21 protein-coding genes are annotated in these 20,434 nt (G+C 39.3%); 9 read left to right on the forward strand and 12 right to left on the reverse strand.

What is annotated here, in order from left to right:
* Positions 1 to 52 precede the first annotated feature (52 nt).
* The 4 genes from B1NLA3E_RS20305 to B1NLA3E_RS20320 all read left to right on the forward strand — a co-directional run bounded on the left by B1NLA3E_RS20305 (position 53) and on the right by B1NLA3E_RS20320 (position 5,543).
* Positions 53 to 739 carry a response regulator transcription factor gene (locus tag B1NLA3E_RS20305; protein ID WP_015595693.1) on the forward strand — a complete coding sequence of 229 codons (687 nt, stop codon included), beginning with the start codon at positions 53 to 55 and terminating at the stop codon, positions 737 to 739.
* The gene (locus tag B1NLA3E_RS20310; RefSeq protein ID WP_015595694.1) at positions 740 to 2,116 is read left to right on the forward strand and encodes a HAMP domain-containing sensor histidine kinase; all 1,377 of its coding nucleotides are present in this window, start codon (positions 740 to 742) and stop codon (positions 2,114 to 2,116) included.
* A gap of 181 nt (positions 2,117 to 2,297) precedes the next feature.
* On the forward strand, positions 2,298 to 3,011 hold the full coding sequence (locus tag B1NLA3E_RS20315) for a hypothetical protein (RefSeq protein WP_015595695.1): 714 nt from the start codon (positions 2,298 to 2,300) through the stop codon (positions 3,009 to 3,011).
* A gap of 75 nt (positions 3,012 to 3,086) precedes the next feature.
* Positions 3,087 to 5,543: a heavy metal translocating P-type ATPase gene (locus tag B1NLA3E_RS20320; RefSeq protein ID WP_015595696.1), complete on the forward strand. Its 2,457-nt coding sequence runs from the start codon at positions 3,087 to 3,089 to the stop codon at positions 5,541 to 5,543.
* A 386-nt stretch (positions 5,544 to 5,929) separates the two neighbouring features.
* Here the strand turns inward: B1NLA3E_RS20320 and B1NLA3E_RS20325 are convergent, their stop codons facing one another.
* On the reverse strand, positions 5,930 to 7,726 hold the full coding sequence (locus tag B1NLA3E_RS20325) for an urease accessory protein UreH domain-containing protein (protein WP_015595697.1): 1,797 nt from the start codon (positions 7,724 to 7,726) through the stop codon (positions 5,930 to 5,932).
* A gap of 162 nt (positions 7,727 to 7,888) precedes the next feature.
* The gene (locus B1NLA3E_RS25005; RefSeq protein ID WP_015595698.1) at positions 7,889 to 8,044 is read right to left on the reverse strand and encodes a c-type cytochrome; all 156 of its coding nucleotides are present in this window, start codon (positions 8,042 to 8,044) and stop codon (positions 7,889 to 7,891) included.
* A 79-nt stretch (positions 8,045 to 8,123) separates the two neighbouring features.
* On the opposite strand from B1NLA3E_RS25005, the gene B1NLA3E_RS20330 reads away from it, so the two are divergent.
* On the forward strand, positions 8,124 to 8,363 hold the full coding sequence (locus tag B1NLA3E_RS20330; protein ID WP_015595699.1) for a hypothetical protein: 240 nt from the start codon (positions 8,124 to 8,126) through the stop codon (positions 8,361 to 8,363).
* A gap of 92 nt (positions 8,364 to 8,455) precedes the next feature.
* On the opposite strand, the gene B1NLA3E_RS20335 is transcribed toward B1NLA3E_RS20330, so the two are convergent.
* Positions 8,456 to 9,178 carry a HoxN/HupN/NixA family nickel/cobalt transporter gene (locus tag B1NLA3E_RS20335; RefSeq protein WP_015595700.1) on the reverse strand — a complete coding sequence of 241 codons (723 nt, stop codon included), beginning with the start codon at positions 9,176 to 9,178 and terminating at the stop codon, positions 8,456 to 8,458.
* A gap of 141 nt (positions 9,179 to 9,319) precedes the next feature.
* Entirely contained in the window at positions 9,320 to 10,840 is a 1,521-nt protein-coding gene (gene galT / locus B1NLA3E_RS20340; RefSeq protein ID WP_041580736.1) for a UDP-glucose--hexose-1-phosphate uridylyltransferase, read from the reverse strand.
* Positions 10,841 to 10,969: 129 nt separating this feature from the next.
* On the opposite strand from galT, the gene B1NLA3E_RS20345 reads away from it, so the two are divergent.
* Positions 10,970 to 11,215: a hypothetical protein gene (locus B1NLA3E_RS20345; RefSeq protein WP_015595702.1), complete on the forward strand. Its 246-nt coding sequence runs from the start codon at positions 10,970 to 10,972 to the stop codon at positions 11,213 to 11,215.
* Positions 11,216 to 11,263: 48 nt separating this feature from the next.
* Here B1NLA3E_RS20345 and B1NLA3E_RS25435 read toward each other — a convergent pair whose 3' ends face one another.
* The 3 genes from B1NLA3E_RS25435 to B1NLA3E_RS20355 form a co-directional block, all read right to left on the reverse strand.
* A complete protein-coding gene (locus B1NLA3E_RS25435; RefSeq protein ID WP_187292118.1) occupies positions 11,264 to 11,428 on the reverse strand; it encodes a hypothetical protein in 165 nt (54 codons plus the stop codon).
* Between the two features lie 142 nt (positions 11,429 to 11,570).
* Positions 11,571 to 11,765 carry a twin-arginine translocase TatA/TatE family subunit gene (locus B1NLA3E_RS20350; protein WP_041580737.1) on the reverse strand — a complete coding sequence of 65 codons (195 nt, stop codon included), beginning with the start codon at positions 11,763 to 11,765 and terminating at the stop codon, positions 11,571 to 11,573.
* A gap of 35 nt (positions 11,766 to 11,800) precedes the next feature.
* Positions 11,801 to 12,490 carry a TetR/AcrR family transcriptional regulator gene (locus tag B1NLA3E_RS20355; protein ID WP_015595704.1) on the reverse strand — a complete coding sequence of 230 codons (690 nt, stop codon included), beginning with the start codon at positions 12,488 to 12,490 and terminating at the stop codon, positions 11,801 to 11,803.
* A gap of 216 nt (positions 12,491 to 12,706) precedes the next feature.
* On the opposite strand from B1NLA3E_RS20355, the gene B1NLA3E_RS26090 reads away from it, so the two are divergent.
* Positions 12,707 to 12,895: a DUF2187 family protein gene (locus B1NLA3E_RS26090; protein ID WP_041580738.1), complete on the forward strand. Its 189-nt coding sequence runs from the start codon at positions 12,707 to 12,709 to the stop codon at positions 12,893 to 12,895.
* A gap of 91 nt (positions 12,896 to 12,986) precedes the next feature.
* Here the strand turns inward: B1NLA3E_RS26090 and B1NLA3E_RS20365 are convergent, their stop codons facing one another.
* From B1NLA3E_RS20365 to B1NLA3E_RS20375, 3 genes are all read right to left on the reverse strand, one after another.
* Positions 12,987 to 14,345 (reverse strand): sensor histidine kinase, encoded by a 1,359-nt coding sequence (locus tag B1NLA3E_RS20365; protein WP_015595705.1) that lies wholly within the window; start codon positions 14,343 to 14,345, stop codon positions 12,987 to 12,989.
* Positions 14,346 to 14,351: 6 nt separating this feature from the next.
* Entirely contained in the window at positions 14,352 to 15,041 is a 690-nt protein-coding gene (locus tag B1NLA3E_RS20370) for a response regulator transcription factor (RefSeq protein WP_041580739.1), read from the reverse strand.
* Positions 15,042 to 15,151: 110 nt separating this feature from the next.
* A complete protein-coding gene (locus B1NLA3E_RS20375) occupies positions 15,152 to 16,432 on the reverse strand; it encodes a DedA family protein (protein ID WP_015595707.1) in 1,281 nt (426 codons plus the stop codon).
* Positions 16,433 to 16,847: 415 nt separating this feature from the next.
* Here B1NLA3E_RS20375 and B1NLA3E_RS20380 point away from each other — a divergent pair, with 415 nt between their 5' ends.
* The gene (locus tag B1NLA3E_RS20380; RefSeq protein ID WP_015595708.1) at positions 16,848 to 17,360 is read left to right on the forward strand and encodes a DoxX family protein; all 513 of its coding nucleotides are present in this window, start codon (positions 16,848 to 16,850) and stop codon (positions 17,358 to 17,360) included.
* A 157-nt stretch (positions 17,361 to 17,517) separates the two neighbouring features.
* Here B1NLA3E_RS20380 and B1NLA3E_RS20385 read toward each other — a convergent pair whose 3' ends face one another.
* A complete protein-coding gene (locus B1NLA3E_RS20385) occupies positions 17,518 to 17,751 on the reverse strand; it encodes a hypothetical protein (RefSeq protein ID WP_015595709.1) in 234 nt (77 codons plus the stop codon).
* A 252-nt stretch (positions 17,752 to 18,003) separates the two neighbouring features.
* Here B1NLA3E_RS20385 and B1NLA3E_RS20390 point away from each other — a divergent pair, with 252 nt between their 5' ends.
* A complete protein-coding gene (locus tag B1NLA3E_RS20390; RefSeq protein ID WP_015595710.1) occupies positions 18,004 to 19,107 on the forward strand; it encodes a GerAB/ArcD/ProY family transporter in 1,104 nt (367 codons plus the stop codon).
* A gap of 82 nt (positions 19,108 to 19,189) precedes the next feature.
* Here B1NLA3E_RS20390 and B1NLA3E_RS20395 read toward each other — a convergent pair whose 3' ends face one another.
* Entirely contained in the window at positions 19,190 to 20,377 is a 1,188-nt protein-coding gene (locus B1NLA3E_RS20395; RefSeq protein ID WP_015595711.1) for a PDZ domain-containing protein, read from the reverse strand.
* Between the last annotated feature and the right edge of the window lie 57 nt (positions 20,378 to 20,434).

Consider the following 20,434-nt stretch of genomic DNA (forward strand, 5'->3'; position numbering starts at 1 on the left):
GCACTCGAAACCACTTGTATTTTTTTGAAATCGAATTTCATGAGGTGAGTGAATGAATAACATTTTAATCATCGAAGATGATGAAAGAGTTTCTGAGGTTTTAAAAGGGTATTTAGAAAAAGATGGCTATCGGGTCCATTGCTCGACCACAGGTTTAAAGGGAATTGATATTTTTAAAAAAGAAGCGATAAAACTAATCATTCTTGATTTAATGCTTCCGGATATAAGTGGAGAAGAAGTTTGTAAAATCATTCGTCAAAACTCAGATGTGCATATTTTTATGCTTACAGCTAAAGGGGCTTTAGAGGATCGAATCGAGGGACTAAATATTGGTGCAGATGAATATTTGATAAAACCATTTAGTCCGCGAGAACTGACCGCAAGAGTAAATGCTCTTTTCAGGAGATTAAGCTCTGAACCCGATTCATCACATTATCTTTTTAATGATGGAAACCTATTAATTGATTATGAAAAACGCATCGTCAAAGTACGGGGCACAGAAATTCCGCTTACACCCAATGAGTTCGATATCCTATCGACACTTGTAACCAGCAAAGGAAAAGTTTTATCCAGAGAACAGCTTATTAACAAAATTTTCGGTGCGGATTTTTCGGGCTACGACCGAACTATTGATGTTCATATAAAAAATATTCGTAAAAAAATTGAACAGGATACAAAGAATCCAAGCTATGTGATTACTGTTTTAAAGGTCGGTTATAAATTTGGTGGTGAGAGCTAAATGCAATCAATCACTAAACGCTTAGGTTTCATGTTTGTCGGCTGCTCAATTGCCTCGATCCTTCTTGTAACGTTATTTGTGAATATTAATGTAAGCAATAAGTTTAACCATTACATGAAAGATATTCAGGACAAACGCTACGAAAGAATCGTTTCTTATTTTGAGGAAGTATATAAGCAAGAGGGAAAGTTAACCGAAAATACCGGAGTCGAATTAATGCACGAAGCCTATATGGGTAATTACTGTATAACGCTAAAGGATTCTACAAAAAAGATCATCTGGGGGATGGACCCAAGCGATCTGAAAAATAGGGAGCACCTAAAGTCCATGGCTATGCAGGATAGCGGAGTTTATAACACAAAAAGTTTTAAAATCAAATCAGTTGGCAAAATTGTAGGCTTTGTTGAAATTGGACAGTATTCATCCGTACTTTTATCGGAAGAAGATGTGAACTTTAAATCCTCAATCAATAAAAGCATCGTTGCCAGTGGTATCCTTACTCTCATTATTACAATCCTATTAAGCATTTATTTTTCCAAACAATTTTCAAATCCTATTAGAGAAGTTGCCAATATGTCCGTTGCCTTATCAAAAGGAGATTTTGACACAAAATCGAGTACCGAGAGTAATATTGAAGAAATAGAACAGCTTCGCAAAAGCATCAATATACTCGCTGAAAAACTTAATTACCAGGACTCGCTTCGAAAAAAATTAGTCTCTGATATTTCGCATGAGATTAGAACACCCCTAAATGTGTTGCAAAATAACCTTGAAGCAATGATTGATGGGGTTTTTCCAGTTACATCTGAGCGCTTAAATAATCTAAATGAAGAAGTAATCCGTTTTGGTAAATTAATTAATAATTTAAATGTACTAAAAGAATTTGAGTCTGAAAGTATTAAGTTAAATTATGAAAAAATCTTCCTTGATAAACTGATTACGGACATATGCCAAGATTTCTTCATTGCTGCAGAAAATAAAAATATAAAAATTAAGTATTTCATTAAACCTGACAAAGATTATCTTATTACAGGAGATAGAGATAAACTGAAACAAGTTTTTATCAATTTACTTTCTAATGCGATGAAGTTTACTGAAACGAATGGCGAAATTCTCATTAATTTATATACAAACAATAAAATCATCATAGTTGAAGTAATTGATAATGGTGTTGGAATTAAACAAGAAGATTTACCTTATATCTTTGAGCGTCTTTACCGAGGAGATAAGAGCAGACAGCAAATTGAAGGCACCGGAATTGGCTTAACGATAGTGAAGAACATCTTACAGCTTCACAATGCAAGTATAAGTGTAGATAGTTTTGAAGGGAAAGGAACAACTGTTAAGATTTATTTTAAAAAAATAATAAACGAATGAACATTAGGACGACACCTTCCCAGATGGTAGGGGTCGTCCTTATATTTTTTTAGCAAATAGTTTCTGCTTCAAGGATGAACCTGTGGCTAAATTTTGAAATCTCTTTTTCTTCATACAGTCTACATAACAATTCATTATGATATTGTCAGATAGTAATTCACATTAAGGAGTTGGATTTAGTTTGAAGAAAAAACTAGCAACAGTGCTTGTATCAACAGCTTTATTGGTCGCATTTACAGGTTGTAGCCGACCAGTAACAGGAAACAAAGACTCAGACAAAGCTCTTGATTCATTTAATAAAATTGTTAAGGCTTACCCAGAAAAAAAGGGATTCCATCAAGCTCTTAAACATTGGGGATTTCTGCTTCCAACAGGGGAAAAGTTTGAGTGGAGCAAAGATATGTCCGCAAATAAAGCAGACTTCGCAATGGTTATGTTAGCGGATCCACTTGTGAAGGCAGGATTAGATGTGAAAAAACTTGATAAAAATGCATGGCTTTATGAGCCTGCTGCTAAAGACGATAAAGGGAATGATCTACCTAACCGACTGATTAAACCTTACAATGTCTCTGATAAAAAACAAGCATCAAATGGGTCTGAAGATTCGATGAGAAGATTATTAAAAGAAGACAACAAAATGGTTAGTTACCACAAGGAACTACAGCACTTCAGCTTACAGCTTGGAAAGGGCAACCAAGTTCAGTGGACAGAAAAATTAGGCCTGAATAATGCCGACATGATCTTTGCACTTGAAGCTGCACCACTTGTAAAAGCAGGATTAGATATTGACAAGCTCGAAGGTAGCGGTTGGGTCTTTAAAGAAGCAAGTAAAGATGATGATGGAATGGGTGCAACCCCAGATCAAATCGTAAAAATATATGATATAAAGAGCTAATCAATTTGTTATTCATTTATAACCACCCCTCGAAATAGGGGTGGTTATACTACTTATGAAATTGAGGTGAATGAGTTGGAAAAGAGTCTAAAAATTAGTGGAATGACCTGTGCAGCCTGTGCTAAGCGAATTGAAAAGGTAACAAGTAAGCTAGAGGGTGTACTTGAATCAAATGTAAATTATGCGACAGAAAAACTAACGATTCATTTTGATGAGACCAAAGTTTCCATTCCCGATATTCAGGCTAAGATTGAAAAAGCTGGATACGAGGCAATGATCGAATCGAATAATAAGCAACTTAAAATTGAAGGAATGACTTGTGCGGCATGTGCAAAAAGAATTGAAAAAGTAACATCGAAACTAGATGGCGTAATTGAATCGAATGTAAACTACGCTACAGAAAAATTGAATATTAGCTTCGAGCCTTCTAAGGTTAGAATATCAGATATTAAGAATGCAATCCAAAAAGCTGGTTATAAAGCGCTTGAAGAAGAAATTTCTGTAGATTCAGATAAAGAGAGAAAAGAAAAAGAAATCAAGCTGTTATGGAAAAAGTTTATCATTTCCTTAATCTTCACTGTGCCACTGCTGACCATTTCGATGGGCCATATGTTTGGTGATGCAGTAGGATTTAAACTTCCACAGTTTATCGACCCAATGATTCACCCGCTAACCTTTGGGCTTGTGCAATTATTATTAGTTCTACCTGCAATGATTGCCGGATACAAGTTTTATACAGTCGGTTTTTCAGCATTAATTAGTCGAAGTCCTAATATGGATTCGTTAATAGCCATAGGTACATCCGCTGCCTTCCTATACGGAATTTTTGCTATCTACCAGATTTATGGAGGAAATATCGATTATGCCTATGACTTATACTTTGAAGCAGCAGGGGTAATAATCACTCTAATCATGCTTGGTAAATATTTGGAAGCCGTAACCAAAGGTAAAACTTCTGAAGCAATTAAGAAACTGATGGGCCTTGCCCCGAAAACAGCCATCATTTTACGAGAAGGTAAAGAAGTCGAAATTTCCATTGATGAGGTAGAAGTTGGCGATATCATTATCGTAAAACCAGGTGAAAAGATGCCTGTAGATGGAGAAGTAATCGAGGGTATGACCTCTGTTGATGAATCGATGCTAACAGGTGAAAGCATGCCGGTCGAAAAGAATATCGGTGATAAGATTATCGGTGCAAGTATCAACAAAAATGGGTCAATTAAATATAAAACGACTAAAGTGGGTAAAGATACTGCCTTAGCTCAAATTATTAAATTAGTAGAAGACGCCCAAGGTACGAAGGCCCCCATTGCTAAAATGGCTGATATCATCTCAGGTTACTTTGTTCCAGTTGTAATCGGGATTGCGATAGCGGGAGCGTTGGCATGGTATTTCTTTGCGGGAGAAACAGGCGTATTCTCGTTAACAATCTTTATCTCAGTCCTCGTTATCGCCTGTCCTTGTGCATTAGGGTTGGCAACTCCAACAGCTATCATGGTTGGGACCGGTAAAGGGGCAGAACATGGTGTTTTAATAAAGAGTGGTGTTGCGCTTGAAACTGCTCACAAAATCAAAACGATTGTATTTGATAAAACAGGTACCATTACTGAGGGTAAACCAAAAGTGACGGACATTATCGTAACAGGCACGATCACGGAAGAATACCTATTACAATTAGCAGCTTCCGCTGAAAAAGGTTCTGAGCATCCACTAGGGGAATCGATTGTAAGAGGCGCAGAAGAACGTAAATTAGAGTTTAAGAAACTTGATTTCTTTAAGGCAATCCCAGGTCATGGAATTGAAGTTAAGATTGATGGTAAGGATATTTTGCTAGGAAATAGAAAGCTTATGATTGAGAGCAATATCTCCTTAGCAGATCTTCAAACTGTATCTGATACTCTTGCTGGAGAAGGTAAGACACCAATGTATGTTGCCATTGACGGTGTAATGGCTGGGATTATTGCTGTTGCCGACACGGTGAAAGAGAACAGTAAGAAGGCAATCGAGCAGCTTCATAAAATGGGGATTGAAGTCGCGATGATTACGGGGGATAACAAGCGAACAGCTGAAGCCATTGCAAAGCAGGTTGGAATCGATAGAGTTTTAGCTGAAGTTCTCCCGCATGATAAAGCAAATGAGGTTAAGAAGATTCAAGCAGAAGGTAGAAAAGTCGCGATGGTTGGTGACGGGATTAATGATGCCCCCGCTCTCGCTCAGGCAGATATCGGAATCGCGATTGGTTCTGGAACAGATGTAGCAATGGAATCAGCTGATATCGTTCTGATGAGAAGTGATTTAATGGATGTACCAACTGCGATTCAATTAAGTAAAAAAACGATCTCCAATATCAAACAAAACTTATTCTGGGCATTTGGTTACAATACATTAGGGATTCCAGTTGCGATGGGTATCCTCTATCTCTTCGGAGGACCTTTGTTAAATCCAATTATTGCAGCTGCAGCCATGAGCTTCAGCTCGGTATCAGTTTTATTAAACGCTTTGAGATTGAAAGGGTTTAAGCCAGCTAGATAAGAATAAGGAGATTCGGCCATGCGTCGAATCTTCTTTTTTTTAGTCTGTTTTCGTAAACTTTGTTGCTATTTATTTATGAGAGGAGAGGCTGATTTCCGCTCCACGTGCTCGCTTTCCGCGGGGCGGGCGGTAAGCCTCCTCGTCGCTAACGCTCCTGCGGGGTCTCACCTGTCCCGCTGCTCCCGCAGGAGTCGAGCACCTTCCGCTCCAATCAGTTTCATTTTCAACGGTAATGAATTCAAAATTCATTTAAAGACAACAATCTGTTAGAAAACAGCCTTTTTTTATGACCTCCTATCCCCATAATGATATGCAGGGCTCTAAAACCCAATTCGAAAAAAAAGAGCGTTGATAATGGTTTAAACCATTATCAACGCTCTTTTCATTTATTGTTGGATATACTTGCTTCTAACCTCGTCTAGGTTCACCGAGTTCAAATCATCTGCCACGTCAATCATTCCAAGGATGTTCTCATCTATATATATTCCATAGGAACCCGCTTTATCGATTGTAAAGCCAACCTCAACGATTCCCTTCTGGCCTACAAACTTGGTGACAACCTGCTGTGTATTGGCATCCTTTATTGTAAAGTTCCCATCAGGTTGATCGAAAGCAGTTAAATCTAGTGACAGCTTTGTTGGGATACCTTTATTAGTAACCATGATGAGTGGTTCTAACTCGTAACCAATCCCTTTTACCGCTATAGTTTGCTCATTATTTGTTACTTGAGCTTTTTTTACTAATCGATCGGTTGCTACTTTGCTAATATCATCACCATAAATACTTGGTTGTGAAGGTGCTGCAGATCCACTAGTTGAACCAGAAGCAGAATCACTACCAGATGACTTACTAGTAGATGTGGACACTGACTTAAGATCATCTACCACTTTAATTGTTCCACTAAGCATTCCCATCCAACAGCTAAAGCTTAAATCTTCATCACCAGGAGTGAACTCAATCGTATTTTTACCACTCTCAAGCTTTTGTTTGATATTTAAGGAAGGAATAACGATGGTACTATTACATCCTGTTAGTTGTTGTGCATCTAACTCCCACTTAACAGGTATTCCTTTTTGAACATAAAGAAAGTTTGGAGTGTATCCTTGCCCACTAACAGTCATGTTTAAGACCTGTGTCCCATTTTTTATCGATGCTTTAACTGCATTAGCTGGTGCTGCTGCATCATCACCTGTCCCCAATGCGCCGATCTTAGCCATCACAGCTTTAGGACTCATGTTCATTCCTGCAAGAGCTAAACCTCGATTGCCCATTATAAGTCCAAGAACCATGATAAGGACACCACTAAATTTAAGAATTTTCTTTGTATACCCTTTACTTAAAAGACCCGAAACCGCTCCAAATGTCAGCATAAGCGGGACTGTTCCCAAGGCAAACATAAACATAGAAAATGCACCAGATAAAGCACTGCCTGTTCCTAGCGCAAATATTTGCATTGTCTGAAGAGGACCACAAGGCATAAATCCATTTAATAATCCTACAAAAAGCGGCGATTTAGGTTTGCTTTGAATTTTACAAACCGCAGCTGGTAATTTAATTTGAAACTTTCTGAATGCACTAAATCCAGCCATGTTTAAACCCATCATAATCATAAAGACTCCAGCAAATATTTGCAGACCTGCTTGGGCTGTAATGGAAAGAGAAAATACTGAACCTATAGCTCCAACTATTCCACCAAGGATGGAGTAGGATATCACTCTTCCCAGATTGTATAAAATAGCTGGCTTAATCGCCTCAAATTTGTTCTTACTTTCCTTTTTTAAGCTTTGTGAAAGCATAATTCCTCCGCACATGCCAACACAATGAATCGAAGTTAGAACCCCGACTACAAATAATACACCATACGAGGCATTCGTAAGTTTTGCTTCCATATCAAAGCCACCGGTATTCATACCAAGCAACACAACAGCAATTACTACTACGAGAACTCCTATAAACTTATAGTCTTTTGACTCTTCAGTTGTATATCCGGCACTTTTTATAGCGGATTTAATTTGATTTAAACTACATAACTCATCTTCATACTCAATATCAGCGAATTGACCACTAAAGCTTGCTTTTACCTTAAACAAACCACTTAGCTTATTTAAGGATCTTTCAACCCGCTTTTCACAAGATGTACAGGTCATATCGTACACCTTTAGTCGTTCCTTTCTTATACTCATCTAGTTCACTACCTTTACTTGTATTAAGAATAGATAAAGTATATGAAATAGATATGTTGATGATATGAAGAAAGGATGGGTGAAAGTGAACATTTATTAACAAAAATTAAAGATGGCAAAAATTATTAAAGAGACAGCCCTTAAAGACTGTCTCAAAAAAGATCATTTCATCTCCTCTAACCAATTCACCAGAATTTTGGCTTCCTCATCTGAAACTAAGTCACCTGGCATCATACCCCTACCATTTTTAATAATTTTCAAAATCTCCTTAATACAATTATTGAAAAATGTTTCTTTCCCTTTAATTGATAACTTCATTAGTTCTCCACCAAAAATCCATAGATTCTACAATATTCAGAGATATGCTCTAATTAAGAAATGAAAAGGAGTGGTAAAAATGAAAAAAATCGCGATTGGGACTTTATGTGCAACTTTCATCTTAGGGGCAGGGACAGCAGTATTTGCCGCAGGTACTGGAGATAAAGAAATCCTTAACTTTGGCCAAATGAAACCGCATATGCAGGAAATGCATCCTGATTTATCAACCAAAGAATTAAAAGAAATGTTTGATACATGTCAAGGAACAAGCGGAGAACAGAATAGCCTTGATCAACAAAGTACGTCATCAGAAATTTGATGAATCGTTTTTAGGGTAGAAGATACAAAGCAAAGGGGGTCCTGAGAATGAACTCAAGACCCCCTATTTTTATAGTTTTAACTCGAAAACCGCTACTGAATCCAAAGTTTGAACAATCCTTCTGTTATCCCTAAGTTATACATATAATAGATCCCAAATACTGTACTAACCACACCAGTAATTTGCGTAAGAGTTCTATTCAGACTAATTTTCTTGGCGCTAAAAACAAACGGAATCCCGATAATCGTCGTAAAGAATAGCATTCCCACGACTGTCCCAGTGCCAAAAATAAGGATATAAATTACCCCTTCCCAAACACTTTTTACAGTACTCATTGTTAAAAGAACCATGGCACCACTTCCGGCAAGACCATGAACTAGGCCAATCATCAGGGATCTAAAATAAGAAACTTTGTGGTGTTGGTGTTTATGTTCATGTTTCCCACTATGTTCATGGGTATGGATATGTTTATGTTTATCTTCTTCTCCATTATGGTCGTGCTTATGTAAATGGATATTTTTAAATGAAAGGAGGGTGGTAACACCAAGGTATACAAGCATGATCCCTACTAAAAATTCTAACGACATAGCCCATTTTTCTGGTATTTCACCCTTCATGACAATGAGGAATGTCCCAATAATAAATAGGGTTGCCGTATGGCCGATCCCCCAAAATACACCAGCTAAAGAGGAGCGCCACAACTTTTTACTTTGACTAGCAATTGTAGAGACAGCGATTACATGGTCTGGCTCAATTGCATGTTTTATTCCAAGTACAAATCCTAAAGCTAGAATTGATAGTAAGCTTACCCCCATTAATATCCCCCCGTGAAATCTACACTTATGATTACTAAAATAGCGAACCACTTTATCAATTATAACGCATTATATAGTTGGTAATATTGGAACTGTTGATAAAAAGCAAATTTTATGTGAAAACCTCACTATCCCTTATTTTTATAAAGTGCCGGTCGTTCCCTCCACTGTTTGTAAAAATGCCATAAACGCCGCTCGCCCTTCTTCCGTATTCTTAAACACACCGGCATCCTCCAACACTTGTTGGAATTTGGCGCCGACCTCAGCTTTAATGATTTCATTTACCTTCTCCTGGGAAAGCTGTGGGTACTTCTGCGATAATTCAACATACCAATCCCAATGTTTTTGCAGAGAATCCTCCCATTGATTTCTTGCAACAGGCCGTAAAAGGTACTCCTTGATTTGCTGTAACTCGGTGGCGAGTCGCCCTGGCAAAATTGCCAGTCCCATGACTTCGATTAAGCCGATGTTTTCCTTTTTTATATGATGAAGCGGTTTGTGCGGATGGAATAGGCCATCGGGAAATTCAGCCGTGGTTCGATTATTTCGTAGCACAACGTCCATTTCAAAAAAATTGCCACGTCGGCGCGCGATCGGCGTAACGGTATTATGTGGTGTTTCCCCACTAAAAGCCTTAATATCGACGCTTGGATCACTATACCCCAACCATTTGCGCCAAATTCGTTCTGTAATTTCGGCGACATCCCCTTTAGAAGAACCCGTGATACGGATAACTGACATCGGCCAGTTCACAATTCCTATTTTTACATCGGGATAGGCGTTTAGACGAAGTGTCTCGACAATTTTAGCCCGCTCCAGCGCAAACTTGAAGTTCCCCCCTTGAAAATGGTCATGTGCTAAAATCGATCCTCCGACAATCGGCAAATCGGCATTTGATCCAATAAAATAATGTGGAAAGACCTCAACAAAGTCTAAAAGACGATCGAAGGTGGTCCGCGTAATTTTCATTGGAACATGCTCTTTTCGAAACACAATACAATGCTCTTTGTAATAGACGTAAGGTGAATATTGTAAGAACCAAGCTTCGTTATGAAGGGTAACCGGAATCACCCGATGCGTTGCTCTCGCTGGGTGGCGAAGTGTTCCTTTGTAGCCCTCATTTTCACGGCATAATAAACAGGATGGATACGTTGATGCCGGCAGATCCTTTAACAGAGCGATTTCTTTTGGATCTTTTTCGGGCTTCGACAAATTGATCGTGATGTCGATCGCACCATATGGAGTATCCGCTTTCCAGTCTCTATTTTTCGCAATACGGTCTGCCCGAATGTAATTGGAGGCAACCGAAAGTTGATAAAATCTATCAGTAGCCGCCTTCGGGCTCATCTCGTAATTTTGACAAAACTCACGAATCACTTCCGAAGGCCTTGGCATCAAGCCATTCATGATCTCCGTATCAAAAAGGTCGCGCTCGGTTATGGTGTTGGATGTTAGCCGCCCACTTTCGAAAGCCCAATCTACTATTTTTTCTAAAATTACTGCTAGTGGCGGCAATGGACTTTCTGCGTCACACTCCTGCCAATCCTCTATTCCAAGAAGGGCAAGCAGCCGATTTCGGACATAAGTCTCATCTTCTGTTTCAAGTAAATGCCTTTGTAACCCGTATTGAATTAAACTTTGAATAGATTGAAAAACGTGCATATTGTCAGACCTCCGTATCATTGTGAGGTGTTCGTCTGAAAATGACTGCTTCTGTTCAAAATGTTGTAATACCCGGTGCAGCATCCCTTTTCTCTTCTCCACTATAATGAAGTTATGGAGGCGAATACAATGAAAAAAATCATTTTTTCAATATTATTAATGTCGATGCTTTTCGGGATGGGCGGCGCGGTGTTGGCAAGTGCTCTTGATGCGGACCAGAAGGCAGCCATCGATAACAAAGTCCAACAAATGATCGATAAATGCAGTGCGTTGATGGGTGGAGAGACGGCAGATAAAAGTAATCTTCCACCATGCTGCCAAACAGAAAATCCAAAGGAGTGCTCGGTAAAGGGCGCGGATAAAGTCTTAAATTAGGGCGATTTTTGGAAAATGGTCTTGGGGTTATGTTAGGTAATTTTATTTCTAATTGATTTGATTAGGGACTTGTGCTGAAACCGCTGAATAATCAGTGGTTTTTTTGATTGATCGTAATTTATCGGCCGCTATCGTTATTTTATCGACCGTTCTTTGAAATTTGTCGGCCGCTTTGCGGATTTTATCGACCGCTTCTCCATTTTTATCGACCATTAGCCAATAATTTCCATCAAAACCATCCCTTTCGATATGACTATGGGCACGATAAACGCAAGCGAACCACTAGCTACAGATACTTACGCACAAAAAAATGCAAGCTATCCCCCAAATCAGGGTCTACTTGCATTTTTTTAATCTATGCTTTTGGAAGACTCTTTTGCTCATTCTTAGCTTGATCGACCACAACATCCTTCTTTATGCCCTTTTTAAATTCAGACATCATCCGCCCAACGGCTGAGCCTAATTGCGGAATCTTCTTTGGACCAAATATTAGTAGCCCTAACACAAAAATAACAATGATTCCTGGTAACCCAATATTTGCAAGTCCCATATTCAATACTCTCCATTCAAATAATGTTAAGTCCATTAACCCTTTTTCTGTAATTCCGCCAAAACGGCTGGGGGGAAAATCATTCGGCATATCACCTTAGCGAGTTGTTGATAATCCACTGCAGTGCCCGAATGAGCCCCCGAATTTTCCGGAAGCTTCTCCACTAATACAAGAAGCGACCACACCACCGTATCCAAATCTATATCCTGCCATGTAAGGCCCTTTTCTTTAGCTTGTAATAAACCGAGGTATATTCTTTTATGCAATTGTCGTCTTGCCTCGGCTAAGACCTCCGCCAATTCCGGATCCTTTGGCAACAATTCCTGAAGCACATGTTGAAGCCCAAACGCTTCCACGCGCTGATGATGGATGTTTAAAAGCGAGGCCAGTTTCTTTACCGGGTCCCCATTGAGCCAATTTGGTTCAGGTGGAGTGAGTTTTTCCAATTTATCCTCAAGCAGAGCCATTAAAAGCTGACGCTTATCTGAAAAATAACGATAAAAGGTTCCCGTTGCAACAACAGCATGCGCGGCAATTTCCTTCGTAGTCGTTTCCGCATAACCATTAGTGGTAAACAAGTAATGACCACTTTCAAGCAATGATTGTCTTTTCTTCTGTGCACGTTCCTGCTGAGGCACAAAAGGAAAGGCTCCAACGAGGTTGCCTTCTTCTTGATCTGCCGTTTGGTTACCGCCAACAAGATTACCCCCGTCTTGATCTAACATTCATTCACCTCCACCATCTCACAAAATAGTCACAAAACTTAAAAATCGGTTCACCATTATATTGACATAATAACAGTCAGCATGCAATACTTGAATAATGGTTCATGTTTTATCCGATTCGATAGTTTTTCACCCTTTAAACTATAAGAATCGGTCGCATGACCCGTTTTTGCTAGTCTCTTTAAAGATTAATATCAATTGGGGGCAGGGAAAAAATTGCGACAAATAGCCAGCGAGGGAAACAGAATTAGCTTTGACAGACATGGGTCCACTTTAATCGGAGAAGTCATTAAGGTAAAAGAACAAAGTGTAGTTGTCAGTATAAGCACTCATGATGCTAGTCTCTTAAAAATTGACACTCCGAGCACAATTGTCTCCCATAATCATTATATTATTTTGGAATAACTTTTTAACACAAAGGCAAGTAAGCTATATTGAATAGCTTGCTTGCATTTTTTATTACCCACACACGGGTGTTTAGGTACCGCTACAATACTTAATTAGGTAAAAATAATTCAACGGTCGTCCCGATTCCTGGTTTACTTTTAATCAAAATATTGCCATTGTGCAGGGTCATGATGTTTTTGGCGATTGATAAACCTAGGCCAGTGCCACCTGTTTCGCGACTTCTTGCTTTGTCGACCCGATAGAAGCGCTCGAAAATATTGGCGATTTCTCCCTCGGGAATGCCGATTCCGTAGTCTTTGACGCGGATAGTCGCGAACTCCTCGCCTTTGTCCACATAAACATCAATCTTACCGGTGCTATATTTCATGGCATTATCAAGCAGGATGATAATGACCTGTTTTACCTTAAGCTCCTCAGCGCTCACGATAACTGGATTACCCCGTTCATAATGAAGAAAAATTTCCCTGCTGTACACCTTCTTAAAATGCTTTTGAATATCTTGGCACAGTGAATGAAGATTAATCGGTTTTCGATCTAACTGATGCTCGTTTTCCGAAGTCGCCAAGTCCAGAAATGCTTGCGTCATTTGCTGCATTCGGTTGGACTCAGAGTAAATCGCGTCGATTGCTTCTTTGGTGATCTCGTTATTCTCAACCCCGCGACGACGCAACAAATTGGCATAGCTCTTGATCACGGTTAGCGGCGTTTTCATTTCGTGTGAGGCGTCGGAAATAAACTGCTTTTGCTTCTCGATATTCACCTGCAAGCGCTCAATCATCCTGTTAAAGGTGCTAGCCATCGTCTGAAGCTCGTCCTTAGTTTCACTTTGAATGATAATTTTTTTCGGTACCCCACTGCGTTCAATATCCTCCATCGTTTTGATCATATTGGAGATTGGTCGCATCATTATTTTCGACATCCAGCGCCCACCGAGCAACGACAGGACAATGGCGATAACCGTACATGTTACTAGAATCGACAATAAAATATCCTTGCGCATCTCAAGCCCAAGCAAGCTCTCGCTAATTTCCAAGGTCCCCGTAACCTTTTGCCCATTCATAATCGGAACCCTAGTGATTAACACCTGCTCCTCGCCGTGCGCTTCTCTAATGACCCGTCTTTCCGAGCCGGGCTTCGACACAAATCTACCATGTAATTTTGCTAAATGATGATCATTTGTGGTCTCTACCAAAATTTCCTGATTCGGCAAAATAACCCGAATCAACGAGTGATCCGTTAAGTATTTTTTCAAAACCTCTTCTGTCTGAGAAGCGCTCGCACCCTTATCCAAATCGTGCAAAACTGACTCCGCTTTCTCCATTAACACATTTTCCTCCATGTTCACCGTCATTTTCATAAAAGAAATATAGACGGCAACATTAATCAAAATCAGAATAAACAGCAGCCAAGCAGTCGTTAATAAATTAATCTTTGTAGTAATTTTCATTTTAAGTTACTTCTCCCTAATCGAATAACCAATCCCACGAACGGTTTGTATGAGCTGAAAGGAAAAATCGTCATCGATTTTTTTCCGTAAATGCCGAATATAAACATCGAGAACATTCGTTTCTCCTTCATACTCATAACCCCAAACATGCAAAAGAATGTTTTCCCTTGTGACCACCTTATTTTTATTAATCATCAAATACATCAACAAATCATACTCTTTTGGTGTGAGCGTAATCGACACTCTATCCCGCCTTACTTCCCTGGTATCCAACACAAGCGTTAAATCGCGCACCGCCAATTCTGAGGACCCCTCATCCGAATCCACAACCGCCTTCTGACGAAAACAAGACCGAACCCGCGCCAATAACTCCTCAATCTCAAACGGCTTCGTGATATAATCATTCGCACCTTGATCCAATCCATTCACTTTATCAAAGGTGGAATCCCGTGCCGTCAACAAAATCACTGGCAGTGCGCTGTATGTCTTGCGCAAACGCCGTAGCACTTCCATCCCATTTAACTCCGGCAACATCACATCCAGCAGAATCAAATCAAACTCATCAGACAACGCCCGCTCCAACCCAGACCGCCCATTATAAGCCAACTCAACCTCATAACCCTCATATTCAAGCTCAAGCTTTAACACTCGCGCAATCTGAGTCTCATCCTCAACCACCAAAATCCGCTTCTTCACCCCAGTAACTCCCCTTTTTTTATAAAATAAACCCGTATACCGTAACCATGCCGATCTCCGCCAACCTTTTCTAGTCTGTGAATCAACCAACCTTCTCGATACCCCGCCTGTTACACCTTGTTATCGGTAACAAGCCGAAACATTTCAAACAACAAGAAATTCAAAAAAATCCAGACTGAGCCATACACATAACCCCCGGCAATGTCACTTGGCAGGGTAGAAGTAAAGGCTATGTTGGAAACTGCTAGGCTCACAAGCAACAGCAATCCTAAGACTGGCCAGATGACTTGAAAAAAGTTACTTTTGAGATGGCGGGCTAGGAAATATATTCCTGTGCCATAAATAATCATCGCAAAGGTTGCAAGTAAATCTGGAAATGCTTGCGATTGAATACCCTTCCCTACTCCCGCAACATGAAGGTCAGCGAGTATGTGCTGAATCGTGTCGTGATACGGCTTCGCACCAAGCAAGATGACCACAAGCATGAGATATTCCAGTCTTCTGTTATGTCCCTTCACCCAAATGATAAAAATAGTAAACAGCATGAACACGATAAAAGTTCTAGTTGCTTGGAATATGAATAACCCCTTGAGCCAGTTTTGATCAAATATTGATCTCACTACAAAAACCGTGATTTCATTGAATTTCGTGAACTCACTATCTAAATAATCCTGTGCCAAGCCCAGCATTAAGATTAGCGCTCCTAATAAGCTGAGTGTCAGAAAAACTAGAAAAACTTCTGCCCTTCTAATTGTTCGGAGTCGATAAATCAGATGATCTAGCACCATAACCGAATAAAGCTTAATTTGTACTCGATAAAATCGATAGGCTAAATAGGCAACAATTAGCACCACAAAAGCCAGAATGATAAACACCAGATATTTTGAGGCTGCGCGGTGAAAACCTTCCCATTGTGGGCCTAATACTTTTCCAAGCGTGACAAAGCTAGTTCCCCACAATAGTGAGCCACAGAACGATGGGATGATGAACTTGCGATATGGTATTCGCGAAATGCCAGAAATATATCCAGCAAATTGGCGGACGCCTGGTACGAAGTAGGAGAAAACGAGTAATTTACTTCCCGACCTCCCCATCCAGGCAGCCGTTTTCGAATATTTCTCTGGACCAAAATGAATATATCTTCCGTATTTCTCTACCAGCTTGTAGCCGCCTTTCCTTCCAATCCAGTACGTCGTCGATACCGCAATCATCGACGCGGTCACTGTGGTAAGAATGGCCAACGGATAACTCATTTTCCCTTGAAAGACAAAATAGCCAGCATAGCTCATAAAAAATTCTGAAGAAATAGGAACCGCAAGTAACTCAAGAAAAATAACTGAAAATAATATAAAGTAACTATGATGTTCAAATATAGTAATTAAATGCGACATACACAAATGCCTCCGGAATTTTCTAAAAAAAGGTTCAAATTTTGTATCATGATTATCATGTGTTTCCACACCAAATGTATCATTATTTTTGTGTATTTTTTGAATTTTAATTAAAAATTAATGAAGTATTCTTTAAACTTTTAGAGTTCCAATGTAAATGGGTTAATTTTAGAGGATTAACTAATCAAATGAGGGGAAAATAAAATAAGTTTCTGTTAGCGGTAGCTATATATTTTTTCATCCATACATTAGGAGGGGTGGGTAATTTTACAAAATATCCAATCAGAATTTGTCTCGGTCTCGTTTAATAAATACTTCACATATTTTTTAACCCATTGTGAAAAATAACGAGTAAACACCATCTCCATTACACGTTTACATTGAGTTCAATCATATTGAAAGGAAGCGATTTTCAATGTTTGTACATTTTCTAAGAGAAAATAAAATAGCGGCAGTGATTTTGACCTTAATCCGCTTATATCTCGGCTATTCTTGGATAACTGCAGGTTACCATAAACTGACTGGTGGATTCGATGCAGCTGGATATTTGAAAGGATCAATCGCCAATCCAGTAAAAGGACCTGATGGTACAATGGTTTATGGATGGTATATTTCATTCTTAAAGCATTTTGCATTGCCAAATGTCGGTATTTTTAATACTGTCATTCCATGGGGTGAGTTCCTAGTTGGTCTTGGTTTAATCCTTGGCTGCTTAACAACCGCCGCAATGTTCTTTGGACTAGTAATGAACTTCTCGTATTTCTTGGCGGGAACAGTGTCTCATAACCCTACAGATATTTTCTTAGGCATGATCATTTTGGTGGCTGGCTATAATGCAGGAAGAATTGGTTTAGATTACTGGGTTGTCCCATTCATTCGCAGAACCTTTTTTAGAAATGCTGATGCCTATTCTCCAAAGACCACTTAGGTACAAACATAAGTTTTCAAATTTATCAATTCATCCCTTTGGGTAGACAGTATATGATCTGGGAAACCCTCCCCCGGATTCTACATTGTTTCTCAAAGGGATTTTTATTTGTAAATGTTGATTTCCGCTCCAATCAACATTGAGCTTTAACACAGCTTTATTTTAAAATGTAATCAATCCAGTCAGCAACTGGCTTCATCACGGCTGCAATCCAATCTACGGGATTGGGTAAATGGACCCCCATTGCTAAAGCCATACTTAATGAAGTCCCAATAATAAGTAAAAGGCTGAATAAAAAACACTCTTTTAGCATTTTTTTCTTTAACAGCGATGGCAATTCAGTTAAAGCGATTATTATTGCGACGACAAGGATGGCTAAAGAGGATAACACAGTTGTTACTCCTTTGCTTTTTCTATAAATCAATTTCTATTTAGGACAATTTTTCCAACATCATATCTCTTCATTATTCTCTAAAAATAATATTTCATCCTTTTGAATAAGCAAATCCGGTTTTTATAGTGCGGTTATTATTAGCTTTAATGTAAATAATAAAAAAAGCCCGAGGTGCCTGGAGCTAGACAGTTTCATTGTTCAAAATGTTATCCTTTCTTACTTTATAAGAATCTTTTAAGGGGATTGAAAATGACTGTGAATGTTAAAATTTCAAACCTTCAATTTAGTGTTTTGGTAACCAATTTTTTAATTGGAAGCTCCATTTTGCTTATGCCTCCAGCTTTTGCCGCCCATGCCAAACAAGATGCGTGGATATCAGCAATACTTGGAGTTGGAATAGGATTATTATTGGTCATCCTGTATAACGCCTTAGGAAGCTCTTTTCCCAATATGACCCTTGCAGAATATAGTGAAAAAGTCCTTGGTAAATGGATTGGCAAGACCGTTTCACTCCTCTTTTTCTCCTATTTTTTTCTTGTTTCTGCACTTGTGTTGCGAAACATTGGTGATTTTTTAGTTTCGTATATCTTAGATGAAACACCAATCCAAGCAATCGAAATCATTTTTTTATTAGTTGTTTTTATGGCAGTCTGGCTCGGTTTGGAAACCTTCTCTCGGACTTCTGAATTTTTTACCCCATTGATATTCTTGTTATTTCTAATCATGGTTATTTTTATTTCCCCTCAAGTAAAGCTACAAAATATACAACCGATACTTGAGAAAGGAATTAAGCCTATCATCAGGGGATCTCTTCCGTTTATCGGCACTCCTTGTCTGGAACTCGTCGCATTTTTAATGATATATCCTCATGTTAATATAACTAAAAATACTAAAAAGGCCTTTATAGTGGGATATTTAATCGGTGGCATTTTCTTGATTATCGTCTCATTGCTTACCATTCTTGTAATCGGTGCTCCAGCAACAGCAAGTGAAATATACCCCAGTTATGTTTTGGCAACAAAAATAAATGTGGGTCATTTCTTACAACGCATCGAGGCAGTTGTAGCCATCCTATGGTTTATTACCATTTTTTTTAAGCTAACCATCTGTTTCTATGCATCATTATTATGTCTTGCTCAAATATTTAATCTAAAGGATTTTCGTCCGCTAACCTTACCGTTAGGAATGATTATGGTTGTTCTTTCCCTTGTTGCCTATCCAAATTCAGCCTATTTCCTGACTATAATCGGATCAATCTGGACCCCATTTGCATTAGCTTATGGACTTTTTATTCCTTTATTATTGTTAATCGTCAGTAAGGTCCGGAAGATGTTTCATGGAAAATCGTACTAGTAGAACAAGAAAACGACATTAAAAAAAGACAGTTTTCGAAAAAACTGTCTTTAGAGTAATACTATAAAATTGAATAACCCATTTATATAACTTCACTATCCCACTTTTTCTCATCCTGGACAAACAGGATGCCAAGCTCATAATGATCTCCTTCATACAATGCACGCTGAACGAAACGAACCTCACCATTCACATCAAGGACATCAAGCTTGCAATGGGCACGATTCCGTTGCAACGCTTCATAAAATCCTTTCTCATCCCGTACAGATTGTCCGTTCACCTTTGAAATTATTTCGCCTACCTTTAGGTCCATTTTGCTTGCAGGCGAATTCAGGAGAATCCCGAGAATCATCATCCCACCGTTTTGTTTTGAAAAATAAAACGGTAAATTCTTTTCACGATTCCGTTGGCTTAAGGTGATAATCTCTCGACTTATTAACGCAAGCGCGACAACTCCAATAGCTGCAAGTGGATAAAAAAAGGTTGCTGCTGCAAGGAGTGTTGTCATGACACCTAGTATAACCACACGCTTTCCCTGATAACGGATTGCCTCTTTTGGTAGCATAGACTTGACTTGCTGATACATCCCCACTGCAAACGGCACCAACAGCAGCGAATAGGTATCGCCACCGACTGATAACGTTGGCCACCAGCTAAATGGTAGGTGAAGGACATCACCAGGGATTAACAAAAATACTGGAAGCAACCAGACCCGCTTCACCTCATGAACACCCACTCTTTGTCCGCGCTTCCCGTTGATTAGTTTCGGTGAGGTTCCTTTTGATCCATTCCATAAAATGAGAATCCCTTCACCGATTAAAAGTAAAGCTAATAGGGCTGCCAAAGCAGGATAAGCCTGCTTATCTAATTGAATTTCGTTGAAATAGGGTAGTGGCCACTTTTGCCATGGCGAAAGAAGTAACACTAATGTAGCAATTCCCACTGTGTAAGCAGGTGACAGAAGCCGAATCCTTGTTGTTAATAAAAGGAGGACTGTTACTCCCGCCGTGAAGAAGACCGCTTCCAACGGAATCACAATTCCTATTGCGATAATGATGACCGACAAGACAAGGCCAATCAGTAATCCAGCCGGTAGCAGCTGCCGCAACTCAAAATAGGCATTCTCCACCCGAACATGAAAATTCTTCCGCTCCCGCTTCACCCGACTTACCCCTAAAAATGCAGCTAAACAAACCAAAATATACAATACGGGATGAAGAAACAATTTTCCCGCTCCGAATAGAAACTCCAATAGCCAATCTTGTGCCACTTAATGCCACCTGCCCCTGCCTGAATGATTCCGAATCTATTACCCTTTATTCTATCA

Source organism: Bacillus sp. 1NLA3E, from assembly GCF_000242895.2.
GTDB lineage: Bacteria > Bacillota > Bacilli > Bacillales > Cytobacillaceae > Bacillus_BU.